The 20280-nt window shown below is 68.3% G+C and carries 25 protein-coding genes; 9 read left to right on the top strand and 16 right to left on the bottom strand.

Annotated features, from left to right (window positions below):
* Positions 1 to 17: 17 nt before the first annotated feature.
* From PFX90_RS07565 to PFX90_RS07515, 11 genes are all read right to left on the bottom strand, one after another.
* Positions 18 to 1490 carry a UDP-N-acetylmuramoyl-tripeptide--D-alanyl-D-alanine ligase gene (locus tag PFX90_RS07565; protein WP_285711783.1) on the bottom strand — a complete coding sequence of 491 codons (1473 nt, stop codon included), beginning with the start codon at positions 1488 to 1490 and terminating at the stop codon, positions 18 to 20.
* Complete coding sequence (locus PFX90_RS07560; RefSeq protein WP_285711781.1) at positions 1490 to 2959, bottom strand: UDP-N-acetylmuramoyl-L-alanyl-D-glutamate--2,6-diaminopimelate ligase; 1470 nt, start codon at positions 2957 to 2959, stop codon at positions 1490 to 1492. Before PFX90_RS07560 ends, PFX90_RS07565 begins: the two co-directional genes overlap by 1 nt.
* The gene (locus tag PFX90_RS07555; RefSeq protein ID WP_285711779.1) at positions 2956 to 4725 is read right to left on the bottom strand and encodes a peptidoglycan D,D-transpeptidase FtsI family protein; all 1770 of its coding nucleotides are present in this window, start codon (positions 4723 to 4725) and stop codon (positions 2956 to 2958) included. The genes PFX90_RS07560 and PFX90_RS07555 overlap by 4 nt, the downstream gene beginning before the upstream one ends.
* Positions 4722 to 5273, bottom strand: a complete 552-nt coding sequence (locus PFX90_RS07550; RefSeq protein ID WP_285711778.1) for a hypothetical protein — start codon at positions 5271 to 5273, stop codon at positions 4722 to 4724. The genes PFX90_RS07555 and PFX90_RS07550 overlap by 4 nt, the downstream gene beginning before the upstream one ends.
* The gene (gene rsmH / locus PFX90_RS07545) at positions 5270 to 6214 is read right to left on the bottom strand and encodes a 16S rRNA (cytosine(1402)-N(4))-methyltransferase RsmH (RefSeq protein ID WP_285711777.1); all 945 of its coding nucleotides are present in this window, start codon (positions 6212 to 6214) and stop codon (positions 5270 to 5272) included. The genes PFX90_RS07550 and rsmH overlap by 4 nt, the downstream gene beginning before the upstream one ends.
* Positions 6214 to 6708, bottom strand: coding sequence for a division/cell wall cluster transcriptional repressor MraZ (locus PFX90_RS07540; protein WP_285711776.1), 495 nt, complete (start codon positions 6706 to 6708; stop codon positions 6214 to 6216). Before PFX90_RS07540 ends, rsmH begins: the two co-directional genes overlap by 1 nt.
* Positions 6709 to 7122: 414 nt before the next feature.
* Complete coding sequence (locus PFX90_RS07535; RefSeq protein ID WP_285711775.1) at positions 7123 to 7911, bottom strand: DUF4350 domain-containing protein; 789 nt, start codon at positions 7909 to 7911, stop codon at positions 7123 to 7125.
* On the bottom strand, positions 7892 to 8314 hold the full coding sequence (locus PFX90_RS07530; protein ID WP_285711774.1) for a hypothetical protein: 423 nt from the start codon (positions 8312 to 8314) through the stop codon (positions 7892 to 7894). The genes PFX90_RS07535 and PFX90_RS07530 overlap by 20 nt, the downstream gene beginning before the upstream one ends.
* A complete protein-coding gene (locus PFX90_RS07525) occupies positions 8311 to 9333 on the bottom strand; it encodes a cysteine synthase A (protein WP_285711773.1) in 1023 nt (340 codons plus the stop codon). The genes PFX90_RS07530 and PFX90_RS07525 overlap by 4 nt, the downstream gene beginning before the upstream one ends.
* 48 nt (positions 9334 to 9381) lie before the next feature.
* Positions 9382 to 9753, bottom strand: coding sequence for a DUF1905 domain-containing protein (locus PFX90_RS07520; RefSeq protein WP_285711772.1), 372 nt, complete (start codon positions 9751 to 9753; stop codon positions 9382 to 9384).
* A 24-nt stretch (positions 9754 to 9777) separates the two neighbouring features.
* Complete coding sequence (locus PFX90_RS07515) at positions 9778 to 10095, bottom strand: 2Fe-2S iron-sulfur cluster-binding protein (RefSeq protein ID WP_285711770.1); 318 nt, start codon at positions 10093 to 10095, stop codon at positions 9778 to 9780.
* A 106-nt stretch (positions 10096 to 10201) separates the two neighbouring features.
* Here PFX90_RS07515 and PFX90_RS07510 point away from each other — a divergent pair, with 106 nt between their 5' ends.
* Together PFX90_RS07510 and PFX90_RS07505 are read left to right on the top strand one after the other, a co-directional pair.
* Positions 10202 to 10819 carry a DNA-3-methyladenine glycosylase family protein gene (locus PFX90_RS07510; RefSeq protein WP_285711769.1) on the top strand — a complete coding sequence of 206 codons (618 nt, stop codon included), beginning with the start codon at positions 10202 to 10204 and terminating at the stop codon, positions 10817 to 10819.
* A 62-nt stretch (positions 10820 to 10881) separates the two neighbouring features.
* The gene (locus tag PFX90_RS07505) at positions 10882 to 11685 is read left to right on the top strand and encodes an SDR family oxidoreductase (RefSeq protein ID WP_285711768.1); all 804 of its coding nucleotides are present in this window, start codon (positions 10882 to 10884) and stop codon (positions 11683 to 11685) included.
* A gap of 10 nt (positions 11686 to 11695) precedes the next feature.
* On the opposite strand, the gene PFX90_RS07500 is transcribed toward PFX90_RS07505, so the two are convergent.
* Entirely contained in the window at positions 11696 to 12289 is a 594-nt protein-coding gene (locus tag PFX90_RS07500) for a hypothetical protein (RefSeq protein ID WP_285711767.1), read from the bottom strand.
* Between the two features lie 23 nt (positions 12290 to 12312).
* Complete coding sequence (locus tag PFX90_RS07495) at positions 12313 to 12612, bottom strand: 4a-hydroxytetrahydrobiopterin dehydratase (RefSeq protein ID WP_285711766.1); 300 nt, start codon at positions 12610 to 12612, stop codon at positions 12313 to 12315.
* Between the two features lie 64 nt (positions 12613 to 12676).
* On the opposite strand from PFX90_RS07495, the gene ccmA reads away from it, so the two are divergent.
* Genes ccmA through PFX90_RS07480 form a run of 3 tightly spaced genes read left to right on the top strand, consistent with a single transcriptional unit; the run spans position 12677 to position 14600 of the window.
* A complete protein-coding gene (ccmA, locus tag PFX90_RS07490) occupies positions 12677 to 13291 on the top strand; it encodes a heme ABC exporter ATP-binding protein CcmA (protein ID WP_285711764.1) in 615 nt (204 codons plus the stop codon).
* Entirely contained in the window at positions 13288 to 13938 is a 651-nt protein-coding gene (locus PFX90_RS07485) for a heme exporter protein CcmB (RefSeq protein ID WP_285711762.1), read from the top strand. Before ccmA ends, PFX90_RS07485 begins: the two co-directional genes overlap by 4 nt.
* Positions 13938 to 14600 (top strand): hypothetical protein, encoded by a 663-nt coding sequence (locus PFX90_RS07480; RefSeq protein ID WP_285711761.1) that lies wholly within the window; start codon positions 13938 to 13940, stop codon positions 14598 to 14600. Before PFX90_RS07485 ends, PFX90_RS07480 begins: the two co-directional genes overlap by 1 nt.
* A 49-nt stretch (positions 14601 to 14649) precedes the next feature.
* Here PFX90_RS07480 and PFX90_RS07475 read toward each other — a convergent pair whose 3' ends face one another.
* The 3 genes from PFX90_RS07475 to PFX90_RS07465 form a co-directional block, all read right to left on the bottom strand.
* Positions 14650 to 15003, bottom strand: coding sequence for a hypothetical protein (locus tag PFX90_RS07475; RefSeq protein WP_285711760.1), 354 nt, complete (start codon positions 15001 to 15003; stop codon positions 14650 to 14652).
* 132 nt (positions 15004 to 15135) lie between these two features.
* Positions 15136 to 15963 carry a type I methionyl aminopeptidase gene (gene map, locus PFX90_RS07470; protein WP_285711759.1) on the bottom strand — a complete coding sequence of 276 codons (828 nt, stop codon included), beginning with the start codon at positions 15961 to 15963 and terminating at the stop codon, positions 15136 to 15138.
* Positions 15964 to 15995: 32 nt separating this feature from the next.
* Complete coding sequence (locus PFX90_RS07465) at positions 15996 to 16844, bottom strand: DUF4163 domain-containing protein (protein WP_285711758.1); 849 nt, start codon at positions 16842 to 16844, stop codon at positions 15996 to 15998.
* A 69-nt stretch (positions 16845 to 16913) separates the two neighbouring features.
* On the opposite strand from PFX90_RS07465, the gene PFX90_RS07460 reads away from it, so the two are divergent.
* The 4 genes from PFX90_RS07460 (at position 16914) to PFX90_RS07445 (ending at position 20243) form a co-directional block, all read left to right on the top strand.
* Positions 16914 to 18299 carry a leucyl aminopeptidase family protein gene (locus PFX90_RS07460; RefSeq protein ID WP_285711757.1) on the top strand — a complete coding sequence of 462 codons (1386 nt, stop codon included), beginning with the start codon at positions 16914 to 16916 and terminating at the stop codon, positions 18297 to 18299.
* A gap of 94 nt (positions 18300 to 18393) precedes the next feature.
* Positions 18394 to 18756, top strand: a complete 363-nt coding sequence (locus PFX90_RS07455) for a hypothetical protein (protein ID WP_285711756.1) — start codon at positions 18394 to 18396, stop codon at positions 18754 to 18756.
* Between the two features lie 6 nt (positions 18757 to 18762).
* On the top strand, positions 18763 to 19686 hold the full coding sequence (argC, locus tag PFX90_RS07450) for an N-acetyl-gamma-glutamyl-phosphate reductase (RefSeq protein WP_285711755.1): 924 nt from the start codon (positions 18763 to 18765) through the stop codon (positions 19684 to 19686).
* Positions 19687 to 19904: 218 nt separating this feature from the next.
* A complete protein-coding gene (locus tag PFX90_RS07445; protein ID WP_066526030.1) occupies positions 19905 to 20243 on the top strand; it encodes a P-II family nitrogen regulator in 339 nt (112 codons plus the stop codon).
* Positions 20244 to 20280 lie beyond the last annotated feature (37 nt).

Genomic DNA, 20280 nt, shown 5'->3' with positions numbered 1-20280 from the left:
GAGCTTCCGGATGCGCCTTACGCGCGGGCATTCTCGATAAAATGTGACACCAGCCTGCCGAGCCCCACCGAGTTGGACCCCTTGACCAGCACCGCATCCCCATGAGCGAGGCCGAACTGCCCGAGGAGCACAATCGCCTCGGCAGGCCCCTCGCAATGGGCGAAGGTGAGGGGCTTGCCAAGCGACGGCGTCGCAGCTTTCCCCAACTCCTCGGCCAGCGCGGCCATCTCGGGGCCGACGAGGATCGCGTGGGTCACGCCTGCTTCGGCGATGGGCTCGGCGAGCTGGCGGTGGAAGGCGTCGGCAAAATCGCCCAGTTCCTTCATGGAGCCGAGCACCGCGAGACGCCGCGCCGCAGGCGTGGCGGCGAGCGCCTTCAGGGTCGCGCGCATCGAGGCGGGGTTGGCGTTGTAGCTCTCGTCGATCAACAGGGCGGTGCCGCCCTTGGCCGCGATGGTGTGCCGCGCGCCGCGCCCCTTGAGGCCGCCCATCTCGGCGAGCGCGAGGCCGGCGCTGGCAAGATCGCCGCCCGCCGCGCGGACTGCCGCCATGACGCCCAGCGAGTTGACGATCCAGTGCTCGCCCGGCTCGGCGATGGTGTAGCAGATGCGCCGGTCGCCGAGGTCGGCGGTCACCAGCGAGCCGCCGCCTGCCGCCGGGATCGCGTCGAGCAGCCGCACGTCGGCGGTCCTGGCGCGGCCGAAGGTCACGACCTTGGCCCCGCAGGCCTTGGCATGGCCGATCATGCGCTCGGCCCATTCGCTGTCCGCCGGGATGATCGCGACGCCGCCTTCGACAAGGCCGGTGAAGATCTGCGACTTCTCGTCGGCGATCGCCTCGAGGCTGCCGAGGTTCTCGATATGCGCGGGCGCGATGGTGGTGATCAGCGCGACGTGCGGGCGGGCATGGGCGGCGAGCGGCGCGATTTCGCCCGCGTGGTTCATGCCCATCTCGAACACGCCGAACTTGGCCCGGACGGGCATCCGCGCGAGGCTCAGCGGCACGCCAACGTGGTTGTTGTAGCTGCGCACGCTCCGGTGCGCGGCGCCGCGGCTGGCGCGGTCGAGGCAGGCGAAAATCGCCTCCTTCATGCCGGTCTTGCCGACCGATCCGGTGATCCCGATCCGCACCGCCTCGATGGCGCGGTCGCGCGCGGCGTGGGCGAGATCGTGGAGCGCCTGCGTGGTGTCGGCGACCAGCACGTGCGGATAATCGACCGGGCGGTCGACGATCGCGGCAACCGCGCCTTTCTCAAAGGCTTGGGGGATGAACCTGTGCCCGTCCATCGCTTCGCCCTTCAAGGCGATGAAAAGATCGCCCGATTTGACATCGCGCGAGTCCATCTCGGCCCCGCTCGCCTGGAAGTCGGCGCTGGCGGTGCCGCCAGTGGCCGCGGCGATCTCGGCGGCGGTCCACAGCGCGAGCGGGAGCGCATCGCGCGGGGTGACGGGCCACTGGTGCAGCATGGGGTGAGCGAGCGGCATATTCATCAGCACGCCCCTCCGGCGCATTCGCGCGCCACTTCGACATCGTCGAAAGCTTCGATCCGCATGGTATCTCCAGACCCGAATATTTGACCCTGCTCGTGCCCTTTGCCCGCGATCAGCACAATGTCGCGCGGACCGGCTTCCCCAATTGCGGCGGCGATGGCTTCGCGGCGGCCCGCGACCTCGCGCGTGTTCGCCCCCGCGCCTGCCATGATAGCCGCGCGGATAGCCGCAGGGTCTTCGGAGCGCGGGTTGTCGTCGGTGACGATGGCGATATCGGCGGCACGCGCGGCGACTTCGCCCATCTGCGGGCGCTTGCCCGCGTCGCGGTCGCCCCCTGCGCCGAACACCACGATCAGCTTGCCGCCCGGCGCGACATGCGGGCGCAGCGCGGCGATGGCGGCCTCAAGCGCGTCGGGCGTGTGGGCATAGTCGACATAGGCAGGCGCACCCGCCGCATTGAGCGCCGCGCGCTCGAGCCGCCCGCGCACCGGCTGGAGGCGGGTGAGCGCATCGAAGGTCGCGCTCGCCGGAACGCCGGTAGCCAGCGCGAGGCCCGCCGCGACCAGCGCGTTGGCTGCCTGATAGGCCCCGATCAGCGGCAGATTGATTTTGCGGACAGCGCCTTCATGTTCGATGTGAAGAAGCTGCCCCAACTGGCCGGGTTCGCGGCCGATCAGCTTGAGGAAAGCGCCGCCCTCGCCCACGGTCAGCACCTTGAGCCCGCGCGCCTCGGCCTGCGCCACCGCCTTCGCGGTCCACTCCGACCCGTCCCCTGCATCGTGGATCACCACCGGCGAGCCGGGCGCGACGACCTCGGTGAACAGCCGCATCTTGGCCGCGAAATAGGCCTCCATCGTGCTGTGGTAATCGAGATGGTCGCGGCTGAAATTGGTGAAGGCTGCGGCCGAAACCTTGGGCCCCTCGCCGCGATACTGGTCGAGCCCGTGGCTCGAAGCCTCGTAGGCCACGTGGCTCACGCCCTCGCGTGCCAGCCCCGCCATGTTGGCGAGGAAGGTGACGATGTCGGGCGTCGTCAGCCCGGTCGAGACGCTCCCGTCGGGGGTGGTGACGCCCAGCGTCCCGATGCTCGCCGCGCGCTCGCCCGCCATGCGCCAGATCTGGCGCGTCATCTCGACCGTCGAGGTCTTGCCGTTGGTCCCCGTCACCGCAACGACGGTGGCCGGGTAGGGAGAAAAAAAGCCCGCGGCGAGGCGCGCAAAGGCGCGTCGGGGGTTGACGTCGGCAAGGTGGAGCGCACCCTCGACGCGGGCTTCAGGACGGGCAACGACGGCAATCGCGCCCGCTCCAACTGCGGCGGGGATGAAATCCTCGCCATTGACTGTGGCACCCTGGAAGGCACCGAAAATGGTTCCCGGCGCGACCTTGCGGTGATCGATGGCAAAGCCGGTGACGGTCTGGTCACTGTCACCCGCCAGCCCCGCCGCGCGCAAGAGGTCCGCCAGCCTCATTCGCCCTTGTCCACCAGATAACGCAGGTCCGAGATGTCGACATCGCGGCTGTCGTCGGGCTGGACGCCCAGCATCGGGCCGATGCGCGGCACCAGCTTGCCGACGATCGGGGCCGAGGTGAAGGCGGCGGTGCGCTGGAAGCTCGAGGCCATCGTGCCCTTGGGCTCGTCGACCACCACCACCACCACATAGCGCGGCGCGTCCATCGGGAAGGCGGCGGCGAAGGAGGAGACCAGCGCGGTCTTGTTGTAACCGCCCACGCCCGCCTTCTCGGCCGAGCCGGTCTTGCCGCCGACGCGGTAGCCGGGGGCATCGGCGCTCTTGCCGGTGCCGTAGAGCGAGATCATCCGCAGCAGCTGGCGCATGCGCGAGGAGGTCGATTCCTTGAACACCCGGCGCCCGCGCGGCACATCGGCGGGCGCGAGGCGCATCAGCGTCGCTGGGCGCCAGATGCCGCCATTGACCATCGCCGCATAGGCGCTCGCGAGGTGCAGCGGCGTCACCGCGAGGCCGTGGCCGAAGCCCACCGTCATGTTGGTGACGCGGCTCCAAGCGCCTTGCGGCCAGATCGGCTTGCCCTTGGCGGGCAGTTCGATGAACGGGCGGCGGTCCATGCCCAGATCAATCATCGCCCGGCGCAGGCGTTCCGGGCCGAGTTCATCGGCAACCCGCGCGGTCACGGTATTGGAGGAATGGACCAGCGCCTGCGGCACGTTGAGGCTCGGCCCCATCGCGTGCGAATCCTTGATCGTGCGGCTGCCCACCGGCACCGGCGCGGCGTTCCACTGGCGGCCGAGATCGCGCACCACGCCCGCGTCGATCGCGGCGGCGACGGTCAGCGGCTTGAAGGTCGAACCGAGCTCGTAGACCCCGTTGGTGGCGCGGTTGAAAACATTGACCGCCCCGGCAGCGCCGGCGGTGTTGGGGTCGAATTCGGGGAGCGAGGCCATCGCCATCACCTCGCCGGTCTCGACATCGAGCACGATCCCCGCCGCGCCCAGCGCGTTGGTCGCGAGCATGCCCTTGCGCAGCTCGTCCTCGAGCGCGCCCTGCACCCGCAGGTCGAGCGACAGCGCCACCGGCTCGGTGCGCAGGTCAGGGTTGCTGAGGCGCTTTTCGAGCACCTCCTCCATGCCCAGCTTGCCGCCCTGGTCCTCGACCACATAGCCCAGCACATGCGCAGCGAGCGTGCCTTGCGGGTAGTAGCGATCGGTCTCGCGCGGGATTTCGAGCGCGATCTCGCCGAGCGCAAAGACGCGGTTGGCCTCCTCGGGCAGCAGGCGGCGACGCAGGTATCCGGCCTGCCCCGAGGCGAGGCGCTTGGCCATGCGCGCCTCGTCGATGTCGGGGAAGATTTCCTTCAATGCGCGCGCGACCTCGGCGGGCGAGCGCACCAGCGGGCTGCCGCTATCGCCCATCGCCTTGGGATTGAACCACATGGCATAGGCGGGGAAGGCACGCGCCAGCGGGGCGCCGTTGCGATCGGTGATCTCGCCGCGCGGGGGCAGCAGGGCTTCTTCGAGGCTCGTGCGCTGCGGGGCATTGCCGCCGAGGCCCAGCGTGGCGATGCGCAGCAGGGCGATCAGCGCGATCGCGCCGAACCCGCCGAGCAGCCACAGCACTCTCAGCCGCGCCGACCACAGCATCTGCGCGCGAATGCCAGCGCCGGGCAGGCGCCCGGCGGGGATGACGGGGGTTGCGGCGTGAGCGCTGCGCAGCGGGGCGGAAAGGCCCGACAAAAGGGGGCGCGCCGCAATCGCGTTCATTCGCCCGTCCCCTTGGCAGCAGCTTTGACGCTACGCGCCGGGGTCTCGGCGCGGGCCGGACGGATCGGCGAGGCCTCGATCAGGAAGTCGCCGAAGGCATCGGCGAAGACCGCGCCCGCATCCTTCTCGGATGAAGCCGAGGCGAGCGTCACCTTCTCGCCCGAAACCGGCGAGCGCATCGGCGCGTCAGCGGCGGCGGCATCGGCGGCATCGGCGCTGGCGAGGCGGATCGGCGCGGGCGCATCGGGGCCGCGCACTTCGCCGAGGCTCGCCAGCTGGCGCTCGCCATCGAGGAACTGGCCGGCGCGCGGGGCCGCATAGCCGAATTCGACCGCGTTCCATTCGGCGAGCTGGCGCTGGCTGGCGCGGGTCTCGAACTCGGTCTCGAGCAGCAGGGTCTCGCGCTCGAGCGCGATCAGCTGGCGTTCGGCGAGCAGCACCTCGCTGCGCACCGCGTGCACCTTGAAGCTCAGCACCACCACCGCCGCGAGACAGATCGCAAGGATAGCGGCCCAGCCGAGCGAACGGGCCTGAGTGCTGGTCATCATGCGGCGAGACTCCTCGGCGGCGCGCCAGTGCGGGTGGCATGGCGCAGGGTGGACGAACGGGCGCGCGGGTTGCGGGCGATTTCGGCCTCGGTGGGACGAATAGCCTTGGAAACCTGCGCGAAGGTGGGGGGCGGCCCCGGGATTTCCCCGGGCAGGTGGCGCGAAACCGCGCGGCCCGCGCCCGAGGCGGTCTTGAGGAACTGCTTGACGATCCGGTCCTCGAGGCTGTGGAAGCTCACCACGGCGAGGATCCCGCCCTCGGTCAGCAGCGCCTCGGCGGCGGCAAGGCCGGCCTCGAGCTCGCCCAGCTCGTCGTTCACATGGATGCGCACCGCCTGGAAGGTGCGGGTGGCGGGGTCCTTCTTGTCGTGGGGCTTGTAGCCCAGCGCGCGGCGCACCACGCGGGCAAGCTCGCCGGTGGTCGTCAGCGGGCGCGCGGCGACGATCGCGCGGGCAACACGGCGCGACTGGCGTTCCTCGCCATAGGTGTAGAGCACGTTGGCAATCGCTTCCTCGTCGGCGGTATTGAGAAAGTCCGCCGCGCTCTCGCCATCCTGGCTCATGCGCATGTCGAGCGGGCCGTCGTGCATGAAGGCGAACCCGCGCTCGCCCTGGTCGAGCTGCATCGAGGAGACGCCGATGTCCATGACGACCGCATCGACCTCGGTGATGCCGATTGCAGCGAGCTCGGCGCGCATCGCCGAAAAGCGCGCGAAATGGAGCGCGAGGCGGCCGCCATAGCGCAGGACCAGCGCCTGCCCCGCCGCAATCGCATCGGGATCGCGGTCGAAGGCGTGGACGCTCGCCCCCGCTTCGAGCAGGGCCACCGAATAGCCGCCCGCGCCGAAGGTCGCATCGACGATGGTCATGCCGGGGCGCGGCTGGAGGGCGGCGACGACCTCGTCGAGCAGCACGGGGATGTGGGGTGCATCCTGCGCCATCACGCCGCCCCCTTCCTGGCCGCTGCCATCAGCGTTTCGCAGGCCGCCTGCGCGGCCTTCCATTCGGGGCCCATGCGCATCAGCTGCTCGGGCGCCCACAGGAAGAAGAAGTCGCCCGCCGCCTGGAAGAACAGCCCGTCGGTCACCTTGCCAAGATCGCGCAGGTGCTCGGGCATGACGAAGCGACCGCTGTCGTCGAAGGGAATCTGCGAGAAGATGAACAGCTGGCCTGCACGCACGTCGCGGTCGAAGCTGGTGTCGCCCATGCGGATCGCGCGCTCTTCCTCGCGGTCGAGCTGCGCTTCGAGCTTCTCGCGGCGCGACAGGCCGAAACCGATCAGGCAGTCGAACTTGCCGTGGCTGGCAAGGCACAGGATGCGGTTGCCGCCCGAGCTTTCCTTGACCGCCTTGCGGAACTCGGAAGGCAGGACAAAGCGGCCCTTCTCGCCTGCGCGAGAGAAATCCTGGCCGTTATATCCCGCAAAAGCAGACACGTGCCTGCGTTCCCCTCTAACCCCAAGCGGACGCGGCCTTGCGACCCGTCCGCGCCAATGACGCGCTCAATTCCCCCGGACACGCCTCTCCCGCTCCCGACCGCGCGCACGCGAGCGGGTCGTCCGGCCCCCACCGGGCGGACGCGAGACATACAGGCATGTCTGATGGACCCCGGTCTTATCGGGGAAGGCGTGGGGATGGAAGGGATTTTTCGGGGATTTTACGGGAAAACTAGTTAAGTCGTTTATTTATATGTCTTTTGTGTAATCCCTTAGGTCATGCGCCAGAGCGGATCCTCCCGCCAACCGCCTGATTTTTGCGGAACAAACCGTGTCCTTCCCGTGGTTTGCCCGTGATTTCCCGTGGCTGTCCGCGACTCCGAGTCCCCGCTTCCCGCATTTTCCCCGATCCGCTCATCCGAGCACCTCGGCGACAAGGCGGCGCAGGTGGATCTCGCCCTCGCCCGCAAGATTATGGTGCTCGAACAGGGCAGCGTCGGCGATGAGGGTGACTTCGCCCTTGCCGACCGTGCAGCGCGCCGCCGCGCCGCCTGCGGCAAGCGTGCAGGCGGCGGCGGAAGGATCGGTGACCGCGACTTCTCCCGCGAGCACAAGCGGCAGGTACGTGTCCCCGAACGCGGTGTCGACGATCTTGGAATCCTGCGCCTCGTCGAACCGCACCGCCAGCCCCCAGCGCGCGACCACCGGCGGGATCAGCGCCGACTCCGCCGGACGGCGCGGATCGCCGAGCGCGAGGTCATATTCCCCGGTCAGCGCCGGATCGAGCACCAGCAGCAAGCGCCCGCCGCCGCGCACCCACGCATCGAGCGCGACGTTGTCGGCAGGCGAAAGCCCGCGCGGCTGGATCACCGCCAGCCGGGTCAGTCCGGCGAGCGGGTCGGTCGCGGGCGCATCGGGCGTAAGGCCGGGGATCGGGGCGAGGCTGTCGAGCGGCTCGATTGCATAGGCTGCCTCGAGCGCCACCCGCTGCCACGGCGGCGGGGCGCGGCCCGCCGCGATCTCCTCCACCCCCGCGCCGAGCGGCCAGTAGAGCGGCAGGCTGGTCATCAGCCCGAGTTTCTCTCGCGGCCCTGCGGTTTCGGCCGCAGCGGGCGCGGCAGGCGCGCGCTCGCACCCGGCCGCCAGCAGCGCGAGCAGCGCGAGCAGCGCCGCGGCAAGCGCGCTAGTTCTGCGGCGCGGCATTGCCCGGCGCGCGCTGACCCTGCGGGGGCGGCAGATCGAGCGGCTTGACGCTCGGCGAGGGGCTCGGTTCGGCGGCGATATCGGGCACCACGCCCGCATCGGCCAGCGGATTGGCCTGCGCAGGCGCGGCGCTCGGCTCGGTCGTGGGCGCGGCCTCGGGCACGGCCATCTTGTCGTTGCGCTCGGCCTGACCGCCGATGATGCTCGCAAGCCCCACCAGCAGCACCATCGACCCGATCCCGAACACCCCCACCTGCAAACGCTGCATCGCCTCGGCGCGCACGGTGGCAGGCGGCGGCAGATCGTCGGGCGTGCCGGGCACCTCGCTGGGCGCGCCCGCGGGCCGGAACAGGCTGCGCTGGTTCATCCGCCGCATCCGCTCGCGCCACGAAAGCCCGCTCATGCCGCTTCTCCCTGCTTGAGCCAGTCGAACACTGGCAGGCCTTTCGACGCCAGCCATTCGGGATTGTAGAGCGTCGAGAGATAGCGGAAGCCGGTGTCGCACAGGATCGTGACGACCTGCGGGTTCGCGCGCCCCTCGGCGACCAGCTCGCGGCCCAGCGCCACCGCACCCGCGACATTGATGCCCGAGCTGAGGCCGAGGCACAGGCCCTCTTCGCGCAGCAGCCGCTCGACCCAGACCAGGCCCTCCTCGTCGGAGATGCGGTACTGCGTGTCGATCGGCGCGCCTTCGAGGTTGGCGGTGATCCGCCCCTGCCCGATCCCCTCGGCCACCGAAGACCCCTCGGCCAGCAATTCGCCCTTGGCGTAGTAGTTGTAGAGCGCCGCCCCATGCGGGTCGGTGAGCGCGATGCGGATCTCGGGGTTCTTCTCCTTCAGCCCCATGCCCACCCCGGCGATGGTCCCGCCGGTGCCCGCCGCGCAGGTGAAGCCGTCGACGCGGCCTTCGGTCTGCTCCCAGATTTCCTGCGAGGTGCCCTCGATATGCGCCTTGCGGTTGGCGACATTGTCGAACTGCCCGGCCCAGACCGCCCCCGGCGTCTCCTCGGCCATGCGGCGCGAGACGTGCTGGAAATGGCCGGGATCGGAATATTTGGTCGGCGGGACGAGCACCAGCTGCGCACCCAGCGCGCGCAGCGTGTCCATCTTTTCCTTGGACTGGTTGTCGGGCATGACGATGATCGTCTTGTAGCCCAGCGCATTGGCCACCAGCGCGATACCGATGCCGGTGTTGCCCGCGGTCCCCTCGATCACCGTGCCACCCGGCTTGAGCTCGCCGCGCTGCTCGGCATCGCGGATCATCCACAAGGCCGCGCGGTCCTTCACTGAGGAGCCGGGGTTGGCGAATTCGCACTTGCCCCAGATGTCGCAGCCAGCCGCCGCGCTGGGCCCGGCGAGGCGGACGAGGGGAGTATTGCCGATCAGGGCGAGCGTGTCGCCGAAGGGGCGGGTGATGTTCATGCCGTGAGAGTTAGGCGTTCGGGAGCCGCGCCGCAACGGCGAAGGCGATCACGCGAGCGCCAGCACTGCCTCGACCAGCGTGCCCTCGGCAATCTTCTCGGCCTTGCGCACCGCCGTTTTCAAGGGCAGCAGCCAGCCACCGTGGGCCTTGGAGGGGAACAGCGAGGTGCGCCAGGTGGTGCCGCCGATCGTCGCCTCGATCCGCACCGAGCCCCAGGCGTCGGCCTTGGAAGCGGCGGTCTTGATGGCCTGCGCCGTCTCGCCGGCGATGGTGAGGAAAAAGAACGCCCCCTTGGCCGGTTCGCCGCCGGAGCCCTTCCACAGCCACACCGGGCCGCGCACCGTCCACGGGCCGGCCGCCTCACCCTCGGGCGCAACCCCCAACTCGTCACGCAGGAACCGGGCGAGGTCAGCGTCCACTGGTCTCGCCCCTCTCCGGAAAAATCAGTCTTCGGGAGCGATGGTGACGTGAAGCCCGTCGAGATCGCTCGTGAACGGGATCTGGCACGACAGGCGCGAGGTCGCCGCGCGGTGATCGGAGGATTCGAGCAGGTCGTCCTCGTCCTCGCTCATCTTCGGGAGCTTGTCGGCGAAGGCAGGGTCGACCACCACGTGGCAGGTCGCGCAGGAGCAGCACCCGCCGCACAGCGCCAGCAGCTCGTCGAACCCGTTGTCGCGGATCGCTTCCATCACGGTGAGGCCATCGGCGACCTCGATCTCGCTGGTGGCGCCGGCGCGGTTGGTGACGACCAGTCTGGGCATGGATCGGAGTTCCTTTTTGGGCTTGGGCGCAAGACGCTGCGCTGTAAGAGGTTCGAGGGCGCTGCTAAGGTAGTCTCGCGCGCAAGGCAAGATGAGGAAAGTGGCAGTGGGGCTGACAGCGGAAAAATTGCGTGAGGACCTCGATGCGGTGGCGGCGCGCGAGCCGCGGCTGGCGGCCGAATTGCAGCGCATCGGCTACCCCGAACCGCGTCTGCGCGACCGCGGCTTCGTGACGATGCTGCGCACCATCGTCGGCCAGCAGGTCTCGGTCGCGGCGGCGGCCTCGATGTGGCGCAAGCTCGAGGGCGAGCTGGGCGAAGGCTTCACGCCCGGCTGCCTGTTGAAGCGCGATTTCGACACCCTGCGCGCCTGCGGCCTCTCGCGCCAGAAACAGGGCTATGCCCGCTCGCTGTGCGAGCTGGTCGAGGCAGGCGAGCTCGATTTCGAAAGCCTGCCTGCCGACGACGAGGAAGCTATCGAACTCCTCACCCGTATCAAGGGCATCGGCCGCTGGTCGGCGGAGATCTATCTCCTGTTTGCCGAAGGCCGCCCCGACATCTGGCCCGCGGGCGACCTTGCGGTGCAGGAGGGGGTGAAGCGGCTGCTCGGCCTCGACCAGCGCCCCGCGGAGAAGGCCACTCGCGCGCTCGCCGAACCGTGGTCGCCGCAACGCGGGGCGATGGCGATCTTCACCTGGCATTTCTACGCCAACCCGGCGCTGTAGCTGCTGACAAGCGTGTCAGTTCCCTCTAGACGGGTTGCAAATAGCAATCGGAGAGGGATCCCATGACACAGCGCAGCATCTTCATCACCGGCGGCGGCTCGGGCATCGGGCGCGCCACGGCGCTGCATTTTGCCGCGCGCGGCTGGTTCGTGGGCGTCGCCGACATCAGCGAGGCCGGGATGGCCGAGACCCTCGCGCTCATCGCCGGCGAGGCCAAGTGGGCGGGCCGCCTCGACGTGCGCGACCGCACGCGCTGGGACGAAGCGCTGGCTGAATTCGCCGCAGCCGCCGGGGGCCGGATCGACGTGCTGGTCAACAATGCCGGGATCGGCACCGGGGGATCCCTGTCCGAGCTCGACCCCGAAGAGATCGACCGCTGCCTCGACATCAACCTCAAGGGCGTGCTCTACGGCGCGCAGGCGGCCTATCCCTACCTGCAAAAGAGCGGCCCGGGCTCGGCCTGCATCAATATCGCCAGCGCCGCCGGGATCGTCGGCTCTGCGGGGATGAGCGTCTACTGCGCCACCAAGTTCGGCGTGCGCGCGGTCTCCGAAAGCCTAGATGCCGAATGGGTGGCGGACGGGATCACAGTCGCCTCGGTATGCCCCGGCTTCATCGAGACCCCGCTGCTCAACGGCACCGGCAATCGCAAATCGAACGAGCCGATCCGCGCGCGGGTGCAGGCCGCGGGGCTGGAGATCACCCCCGTGGAGCACGTTGCCCAGGCGATCTGGGACGCGGTGCACGGCGACAAGCTCGACTATTACATCGGCGCGACCGCCAAGCGGATGGCCTTCGCCAAGCGCTGGATGCCCGGGCGGGTGCGGAAGCAGCTGAGGGCGAGCCTCAGGCCGCTGGGGCAGTAAGCGCCGGGCGCTAGGGAGCAAAGATAATCGCGTTTTCCTCGCTGTTGTCCTTGCAAACCTCTGCGCTTGGCGCAGCGATGCGGCGGTCATATTCGGCCATCAGCGGCACCAGCCGCTCGGCCGCGCTTCGCACCATCGCCAGCGGCACCTCGATACGGTCGGCTTCGACGGCGCGCTTGTCGTAGAAGCGGGCTGTGACCGACTGCCCCTCGGCAAGATATGGCATCAGGTCATAGAGCTTGAAGCTCGTCGCCGAATAGAACCCTCGGCTCGCGCGAACCCTTTGGCCGGGCAAGGATTTGCCCTGCGTTTCAATGCTCGCCCACAGCTTGCCCTTGGTGCGCATCGTGCGCGGCGAGACGACCAGATAGGCATTCGCCCATTGCGAGAAAGCGCCCTCGGTGATGAAGTGGTGCTTGTAATGCGGGTCATAAGTCAGCACGCTCAGCGTCAGCATGGCGCGGTTTTCGCTGACGAATGTCCAGCGCGCCGAGGTGCGGTCAACATCCCACCACTGGTTGCCTTCGTGCACCGAAACGTCGCAGTCCCACACGGGCTGACGGCTTTGCTGGGCCTGCGCGGCCGAGCCCAGGGCACAGGCCAACAGAGCGAACGCGGCCCCTCGCATCACACCAGCGCGTCGATGCTGGCGGCCATCTTGGCATCGCGCGCCGAAAGGCCGCCGCTGTCCCCGGCGTCATGGGTGGTGAGCGTCACCTCGACGCGGTTGTAGACGTTGAACCACTCGGGGTGGTGGTCCTGCGCCTCGGCGAGCAAGGCGACGCGGTTCATGAAGCCCCAGGCCTCGGAGAAATCCTTGAAGCGGAAGGTGCGCGCGATCGCCTTGCCGTCGCGTGCGCTCGTCCATTCGGGGTGTGCCTCAAGGAGCGCGGCGGCTTCTTCGGGGGTGAGTTCGGGGACGGACATCGGGCATTTCCTCGCGCAAGGGTCGCTTGTTTGCTGCCCGCCTTTTCCCTAACGCTGCGGCCCAATGCAAGCGCCCTCCCCCATCCTCGCGGCCGAAAACCTCGCCTGCCGGCGCGGCGAGCGGCTGCTGTTCCGCAAGCTCAGCTTCCGGCTCGAGGCCGGCGCGGCGTGCCATGTGACGGGCGCGAACGGGGCAGGCAAGACGACGCTGATCCGCGCGCTGGCGGGGCTCACCACACCCTATGCGGGCGAGGTGCGGCGCTTGGGGAAGCTGGCGCTGCTGGCCGAGCGCACGGGGCTCGATCCCGACCTGCCGCTGGGCCGCGCGCTGGCCTTCTGGTTCGCTCTGGACGGTGTGGCCGACCCGGAGACGATGATGGCGCAGCTTCGGCTCTCGGGCCTTGCCGAGGTGCCGGTGCGCTATCTTTCGACCGGCCAGTTGAAGCGCGCCGCGCTTGCCCGGGTGCTGGGGCAGGCCGCTCCAGTGTGGCTGCTCGACGAGCCTTTGAGCGGGCTCGACACCGCCTCGCAAGGCCTCGTCAGCGAACTGGTGCGCGCGCATTGCGCCGAGGGCGGGATCGCGCTGATCGCCTCGCACCAGCCGCTGGATGTGCCGGACATGACGAGCTTTGCCATCGAGGACTTCGCGCCCGCCGAGACGGAAGAGGATTACGCATGATCCTCGCCCTGCTCCGCCGCGATCTGGCGCAGTTCTTTCCCTTCACCGGCAGCGGTGCGGCGCTGCCCGTGGTGTTCTTCGTCGCGGTCGCCATGCTCTTCCCCTTTGCGGTCGGGCCGGACGCGAACCTGATGGCCAGGACCGGCGGCGGGGTGGTGTGGATCGCGGCGCTGCTGGCGGCGATCCTGCCGCTCGAAAAGCTGGTGGCGCGCGACATCGCCTTGGGTTTCTTCGACCAGCTGCGGCTGCGGGGCGTCACGGAAGAGGCGATGATGGCGGTGCGCCTCCTCGCCCACTGGCTGAGCTTCGGCCCCCCGCTGCTGCTGGCGACCTTCCCTTCGTCCGCGCTGCTCAAGATCGAGGGCGAGAGTTTTTCGATCCTCCTGCTGGGGCTGCTGGCGGGCACGCCGGGGCTGGCGGCCATCGGGCTGATGATCGCCGCGCTCACCGCCTCCTTGCGCGCAGGCGCGGCGCTTTCGGGGCTGCTGCTGATCCCGCTGGCGCTCCCCATCCTGATTTTCGGAGCGGGTGCGCTCGCAAGGCTGGATCCCGTCAGCCTCGGCTTCGTTGGAGCGATAAGCCTCGGGCTGGTCGCGATCGCGCCCTTCGCCGCCGGGGCCGCGATCCGCGCAGCCAGAGAGAACTAGTGAGAGCGCCAGAAAGCCACACTCGCGGGCACCTGCTGATGGGACGGATCGCGCTGGGGCTGCTGGCCTTCACGCTCTTCGCCTTCGCGCTGAAGGCGGTGGCGCATCCGGCGGTGCAGGCGCGTTATACCCCCATCGTGGTGTTTCATGCGGGGAGCATGATCGCCTGGCTGATCCTGCTCGCGAGCCAGAGCTTCCTCGCGGCGAAATACCGCCTCGCGGCGCACCGCGCGACCGGGCGCGCCTCGCTGGCGCTCGTCGCGGCGATGCTGGTAAGCGGCGGGGTGATCTCGTGGCGCATCGGGCTGGAGCTGGGGCGCCCCGAGGTGACGGTGGTGAACCTCGCGGCCTTTGCGACCTTCATCCCTTTGTATTTCCTGGCCGTTCACTACGCCCGCCGCCGCGACATCGCCGTCCACCGGCAAGCGATGCTGATCGCGACCCTCGCGCTGATGACTCCCGCCTATGCCCGCGTGGTGCAGGTCTTGGGCCTGCCCGATCCGGTCGCGATCGCGGTGCAGGTGCCGATTACGGTGCTGGTCTCGGCGGGCTATGACTGGGTGCTGCACGGGCGGGTGACAAAGCCGGTGCTGGCGATGCTGGGGTTTTCAGTGGGGCTGGTGGTGGTGATGAGCGCGGTGCCGGCGGCTCTTTTCCTCTGACTCCTTCGTCTCCCCGGCCTTGAGCCGGGGCCCCGCTTCTTGCCGATGCCTAGCGCGGACTTCCCGGACTTGCCGCAGGGCCGACCGGGACTTCCGATATCGCCGAGGGGCAACGGGTGATAAAGTAATCGACGCCATCCATCCGGACATCCAGCCGGCTCATCGGCTGCACAAAAAACGCATATTGCGAACCGACATCAATCAGGCATCTTTCCCGACCATCCGTCAGAAAAAATTGGTTGATATTCAGAATTTTGACCTGCTTGCGACCGGCCAGCTTCCGTTTCAGGCCGGACGACCCGTAGGTTCTTTCGACGCTTACGGAATAGACCAGCTGATAGCCTTCCTGCACGCCATCAAAGGTGGCTGAGGCCTCTTCTTCAGTCACCGATCCGATCAGCATGCTCTCTTCTTGAGCAGGGCGTCCGTTCGCGCCCGCACCCGACAAGGCGCATAAGGACGCAAGAAGGGTCAGACGGAAGACGCGTGATCTGATCATCAAGACCCCAAGGGACGAAGGGTTCACCTCGCCCCGTCAAACATAAGGCGGGCAATCACGTCCCGTCGGGCTCTTCGTGAAAATCTCGTTCCCCGTCTCGGTGATCGCGATCGAATGCTCGAACTGCGCAGAGAGCGACTTGTCCCGCGTCACCGCGGTCCAGCCGTCGCCGAGCACCTTGGCCCAGGGCTTGCCGAGGTTGATCATCGGCTCGATCGTGAAGAACATCCCGGGCTTCAATTCCGGCCCTGTCCCCGGACGGGCGGCGTGGACAACCTCGGGGGCGTCGTGGAACAGCTTGCCGAGGCCGTGGCCGCAGAACTCGCGCACCACGCCATAGCGGAACTGGTTCGCATGCGCCTCGATCGCCGCGCCGATATCGCCGAGCCGCGCGCCGGGCTTGGCGGCCTGGATGCCGAGCATCAGGCATTCGTAGGTCACCTCGACCAGCTTTCGCGCCTTGAGCGGCGGCTCGCCGGCGTAGAACATCCGGCTGGTGTCGCCGTGCCAGCCATCGACCAGCGGCGTGACGTCGATGTTGAGAATGTCACCATCCTTCAGCACCTTGTCGCCCGGAATCCCGTGGCAGATCACATGGTTGATCGAGATGCAGCTCGAATGCGCATAGCCGCGGTAGCCGAGCGTCGCGGGGACCGCGCCCGCATCGAGCATCATGCCCCGGATCGCATCGTCGATGCTGCCAGTGGTGACGCCGGGCTTCACCAGCTCCACGCAGGCGTCGAGGATTTCGGCGGCAAGGCGCCCGGCCTTGCGCATCCCCTCGAACCCTGCGGCCGTGTGGAGCTTGATGGAGCCATCGCGGTAGACGGTGGTGTCGCCGTCAACGAGTTGATAATCGTGCATGGGTCCTACATAGCGCGCCCTCGCCCGGATTGCTACTTTCCGAGAGCAAAGGCCGCCTTGTATTCGGGCTTCACCGCCGCGAGCAGCTTCGGCGTCACCGGCAGCGTTACCTCGTATTCCCCTTCGGCATAGGAGCCCGCCACGTAGGGCGCGGCGATCAACCCGATGCGGTTGAAGGATTTGCGGTCGGAGGATCCTACAAGCACTGTGAGGTCGGCGATCGGCGGGCAGGGGAAGATGCCGTCGTCGTCCTCGGGCGCCATGCCCTTCTCGACCCGCGCCGCCTTGAGCGCCTTGCACCATCCTTCGCCCAGTGCATCCTGCAAGGCGGCGGGCGAGGTGAACATGGTCTTGGGATCGAAGGCCTTCTTCGCCTCGCGGTCCCACACCAGCGCCTCCCACGCATAGTTCCCGTGCGCCCCGCCGGTATAGGCGTTCCATGCGCCCGAGAGCGAGAGGAAGCGCGGCAGGTCGGCGACGACGTCCCAGGCCATCGCATAGTCGCGGTTGACGCAGCCGGTGCAGTCGCTGTCCGAGAACTCGCGCAGGGATTCCTCCCAATCCGACTTCTGCTCGGCGAGCGTCTTGTCGCGGTCGGCGGTGAGGCGGGCGGCGAGTTCGGGAATCGCGCTGACCTCGGCGGGCCAGGAATAGGCGAAGTCGCGGGTGGCCTCGCCCTTCTTGGCGTTGTCCTCGAAGGCGACCTTGCCGGGCGCGGGAGCGGGGGGCGAAGGCGGCGTGGGCGGTGCCTCGGCGGTGGCGGTTCCGGCCTTGGCGGCGATCTCGTCGGGCGAGGAGCAGGCCGCGAGCGCCAGCGCCAACGCCGTCATGGCAGTCCGGACGGTCCAATGTTTCACGTGAAACATTTCGTGAACACTCATTCGGCCTCTCCCTCTGCCGCTGCGCGAATCCGCTGGTGACATTGCTAGCCTTGCGATTATGGACGCAGCATGAGCGAAGCCAAAGCCCTGATCCGTCCCGACCGCGGCGAGCCCGCAACCGCCATCCACCTCGTCAACAAGGACGGCTTCGAGGCCTTCGCCAAGGCGCTCTCGCCCGTCCAGCGCGCGAGCCTTGCGGCGCAGAAGTTCGAGGGCGGCGGCTATCAGACCGCGATCGTGCCCGAGGGCGACGGGTGGTTCGCGGTCGGCGGGGTCGCGAACCCGGAGAGCCTGAGCGCCTGGTGCCTCGCCAAGCTCGCCGAGGAGCTGCCCGAGGGGACTTATCGGGTGGCCAACGCGGAGCCCGGCCCGGCGATGTTCGGGTGGGTGACGGGGCAGTATCGCTTTGGTCGCTACAAGAGCGAGGACAAGTCGCAGGGGCCTCGGGTTCTGCTGACCGGGCAGGTCGGGCAGATTGACTCCTATGTCATTGAAGCGGAAGCAGAATGCCTGCTGCGCGACCTCGTCAACGCTCCCCCTGAGGACATGGGGCCAGCCGCGCTCGAGGCCGAGTGCGAACGCCTCGCCAAGGCGCACAAGGCCGAGCTCAACGTGGTGCGCGGTGACCAGCTGGAGCAGGACTACCCGATGGTCCACGCCGTCGGGCGCGCGGCGGCGCGGCATCATGCGCCGCGGCTGATGCACCTCCAGTGGGGCGATCCGGCCCATCCGGTGCTGGCGGTGGTCGGCAAGGGGGTGTGCTTCGACAGCGGGGGCCTCGACATCAAGCCGCCCTCCGGCATGCGGCTGATGAAGAAGGACATGGGCGGCGCGGCCCACGCCATCGCGCTGGCGGGGCTAATCATGGGCGCGCGGCTCAAGGTGCGGCTGCATCTGCTGATCCCGGCGGTCGAGAACGCCATCTCCGGCAATGCCTTCCGCCCCGGCGACATCCTCAAGACCCGCAAGGGCCTGTCGGTCGAGATCGACAACACCGATGCGGAAGGGCGGCTGATCCTCGGCGACGCGCTGACGCGTGCCTCGGAGGAGAACCCCGACCTGATCGTCGACTTCGCCACGCTGACCGGCGCGGCGCGGGTGGCGCTCGGCCCTGATCTCCCCGCGCTCTTCGCCCGCCGCGACGAGACCGCCGAGGCATTCCTCGCCGCAGGCAAGGCCAACGACGATGCCGCCTGGCGCCTGCCGCTGCACGAGGGCTACCGCGAATACCTCGCCTCGGATGTGGCCGACATGGCCAACTCGGCGCCCAACCCCTTTGCGGGCGCGAGCGTTGCGGGGCTGTTCCTCGACCGCTTCGTGGGCGAGGGGATCGACTGGGTGCACTTCGACACCTTCGCCTGGAGCCCCGCCCCCAAGCCCGGCCGCGCAAGGGGCGGGCGCGGGCTGGGCCTGCGCGCGAGCTGGCACGCGATCCGCAGCCGCTATGGGAGCTGAGCTTGCCCTCGGGGCCGCTTGCCGCTAACGGGCCTGCCACGTCGCGTCCGGGGAGAGGCTGCGGCATAACGAACAATCGGGCCACGGAACGCAGATGAGCGGCGCTACGCGCATTGTTGGTGATTACGCAGTGCCGGAGGGCGTGCTGGGTCTGAAGGGCCCGGTCGAAAAGCCCGCGCCCGGCACGCTGCCGCTGCGCGGGGATCTGGCGCATATGGCGCTGGCGGGCACGCACCTCGCTGCGCATTACGTCATCCCGCATGTCCACACCGTGGGCGCGGCCGGGGCTAGCCTGCGCCTGACCCCCCGCGCCGATGCCGAGGTCTTCGCCACGCTCGCCGCCGGCAGCCGGTTCGAGTTGCTCGACGTGGCGGGCGAGTGGGCCTGGGGCTGCCCCGGCCCGCAAGGCCCCGCGGGCTGGTGCCGGACGAGCGAACTCGCTCCTGCCGAGGCCTGAGGCGCGGTGGCGATCCGCCTGTTCATTGACGGCGCGGCCGGAACGACGGGCCTCGAAATCCGCGAGCGTTTGCAGGGACGCGGCGAGTTCGACCTGATCGTCCTCGACGATGCCCAGCGAAAGGACGAGGCCGCCCGCCGCGACGCGCTCCACGCCGCCGATATCGCGATCCTGTGCCTGCCGGACGAGGCGGCGAAAGAGGCCGTGAAGCTGGCGGAAGGTTCCGCCACCCGCATCATCGACGCCTCGAGCGCGCACCGCGTCGCCGAGGGTTGGACCTACGGCTTTCCCGAACTGGTCGGGCACGACACCATCACCAATGCACGGCTGGTGAGCAATCCGGGGTGCTACCCCACGGGCTTCCTCGCGCTGGTCGCGCCGCTGGTGCGCGCGGGGCTGCTATCCTCGGCGTGGCCGTTCACCGTGAACGCGGTAAGCGGATTTTCGGGCGGTGGGACTGCTTTGATAGACCGCTTCCACGATCATCCGGAGATCGCTTTTCGCGCCTACGGATTATCGATGGGCCACAAGCATTTGCCCGAAATGCAGAAATACGCGCGGCTAGACTTTGCTCCGGTGTTTTCGCCAAGCGTGATCCCGGCCCATCGCGGCATGGTTGTCGAAGTCCCCATTAACCTATCTCCGATGGGTGAGGCAGCAACACCGTGGGAATTCTTGGAGTATTTGGCGATGACATACGCGTCATCGCCTGTCGTCAAGGTTGTGCGTGAATTGCCGACCGAACTGCTGCTTTCCAGCGACGTCGCACCATTTGATGGAATGGAGTTGTTTGTCGCAATCAGCGAGGGACTTGAGCACGTGCGGCTCATCGCCCGGCTCGACAACCTCGGCAAGGGCGCTTCGGGGGCCGCGATCCAGAACCTCAACATCATGTGCGGCCTGTCCGAGACTACGGGCCTTCGCCTATAATCGCGGCGCAATTGCTTAAAATTTAGGCATGGCAGGATCAGATGCTGTGCACCATTGCGCAGTGCACCATAATGTTGCTAACCGCCCCTCATCGGCGAAAGACATCCCGCCCCTTGAGTCTTCAAGCGGCAAGGATCGTTCAAGGCCATCACCTTAGGGCTTGGCACGATTCTTGTTAAGAATCGGTCAGCAATCAGCCAGGCGCGGATGGGGACCACGTGAAAAAGATCGAAGCGATCATCAAACCCTTCAAGCTCGACGAGGTGAAGGAGGCACTGCACGAAATCGGCGTGTCCGGCATCACCGTCACCGAGGCCAAGGGCTTCGGCCGCCAGAAGGGCCATACCGAACTCTACCGCGGCGCCGAATATGTCGTCGACTTCCTGCCCAAGGTAAAGCTCGAAGTGGTCGTCGCCGACGATCAGGCCGAGCGCGTGGTCGAAGCCATCGCCAGCGCCGCCCAGACCGGGCGCATCGGCGACGGCAAGATCTTCGTCACCGCGATCGAGAGCGCGCTGCGCATCCGCACCGGCGAAACCAACGACGACGCCATCTGACCCCTTTCCTCTCCAGCCTGCCACGGGGGCGGGCCGG

Origin of the sequence: Erythrobacter oryzae (genome assembly GCF_030271515.1) — a bacterium.
Lineage (GTDB): Bacteria > Pseudomonadota > Alphaproteobacteria > Sphingomonadales > Sphingomonadaceae > Erythrobacter > Erythrobacter oryzae.
This window is presented reverse-complemented; position numbering and strand designations above follow the sequence as displayed.

Bases quoted from the DNA above. Each gene is read 5' to 3' on its own strand.
- PFX90_RS07565 (WP_285711783.1), bottom strand. From the start codon at position 1,490: ATGAATATGCCGCTCGCTCACCCCATGCTGCACCAGTGGCCCGTCACC.
- PFX90_RS07560 (WP_285711781.1), bottom strand. From the start codon at position 2,959: ATGAGGCTGGCGGACCTCTTGCGCGCGGCGGGGCTGGCGGGTGACAGT.
- PFX90_RS07555 (WP_285711779.1), bottom strand. From the start codon at position 4,725: ATGAACGCGATTGCGGCGCGCCCCCTTTTGTCGGGCCTTTCCGCCCCG.
- PFX90_RS07550 (WP_285711778.1), bottom strand. From the start codon at position 5,273: ATGATGACCAGCACTCAGGCCCGTTCGCTCGGCTGGGCCGCTATCCTT.
- rsmH (WP_285711777.1), bottom strand. From the start codon at position 6,214: ATGGCGCAGGATGCACCCCACATCCCCGTGCTGCTCGACGAGGTCGTC.
- PFX90_RS07535 (WP_285711775.1), bottom strand. From the start codon at position 7,911: ATGCCGCGCCGCAGAACTAGCGCGCTTGCCGCGGCGCTGCTCGCGCTG.
- PFX90_RS07530 (WP_285711774.1), bottom strand. From the start codon at position 8,314: ATGAGCGGGCTTTCGTGGCGCGAGCGGATGCGGCGGATGAACCAGCGC.
- PFX90_RS07525 (WP_285711773.1), bottom strand. From the start codon at position 9,333: ATGAACATCACCCGCCCCTTCGGCGACACGCTCGCCCTGATCGGCAAT.
- PFX90_RS07515 (WP_285711770.1), bottom strand. From the start codon at position 10,095: ATGCCCAGACTGGTCGTCACCAACCGCGCCGGCGCCACCAGCGAGATC.
- PFX90_RS07505 (WP_285711768.1), top strand. From the start codon at position 10,882: ATGACACAGCGCAGCATCTTCATCACCGGCGGCGGCTCGGGCATCGGG.
- PFX90_RS07495 (WP_285711766.1), bottom strand. From the start codon at position 12,612: ATGTCCGTCCCCGAACTCACCCCCGAAGAAGCCGCCGCGCTCCTTGAG.
- ccmA (WP_285711764.1), top strand. From the start codon at position 12,677: ATGCAAGCGCCCTCCCCCATCCTCGCGGCCGAAAACCTCGCCTGCCGG.
- PFX90_RS07485 (WP_285711762.1), top strand. From the start codon at position 13,288: ATGATCCTCGCCCTGCTCCGCCGCGATCTGGCGCAGTTCTTTCCCTTC.
- PFX90_RS07475 (WP_285711760.1), bottom strand. From the start codon at position 15,003: ATGCTGATCGGATCGGTGACTGAAGAAGAGGCCTCAGCCACCTTTGAT.
- map (WP_285711759.1), bottom strand. From the start codon at position 15,963: ATGCACGATTATCAACTCGTTGACGGCGACACCACCGTCTACCGCGAT.
- PFX90_RS07465 (WP_285711758.1), bottom strand. From the start codon at position 16,844: ATGAGTGTTCACGAAATGTTTCACGTGAAACATTGGACCGTCCGGACT.
- PFX90_RS07460 (WP_285711757.1), top strand. From the start codon at position 16,914: ATGAGCGAAGCCAAAGCCCTGATCCGTCCCGACCGCGGCGAGCCCGCA.
- PFX90_RS07455 (WP_285711756.1), top strand. From the start codon at position 18,394: ATGAGCGGCGCTACGCGCATTGTTGGTGATTACGCAGTGCCGGAGGGC.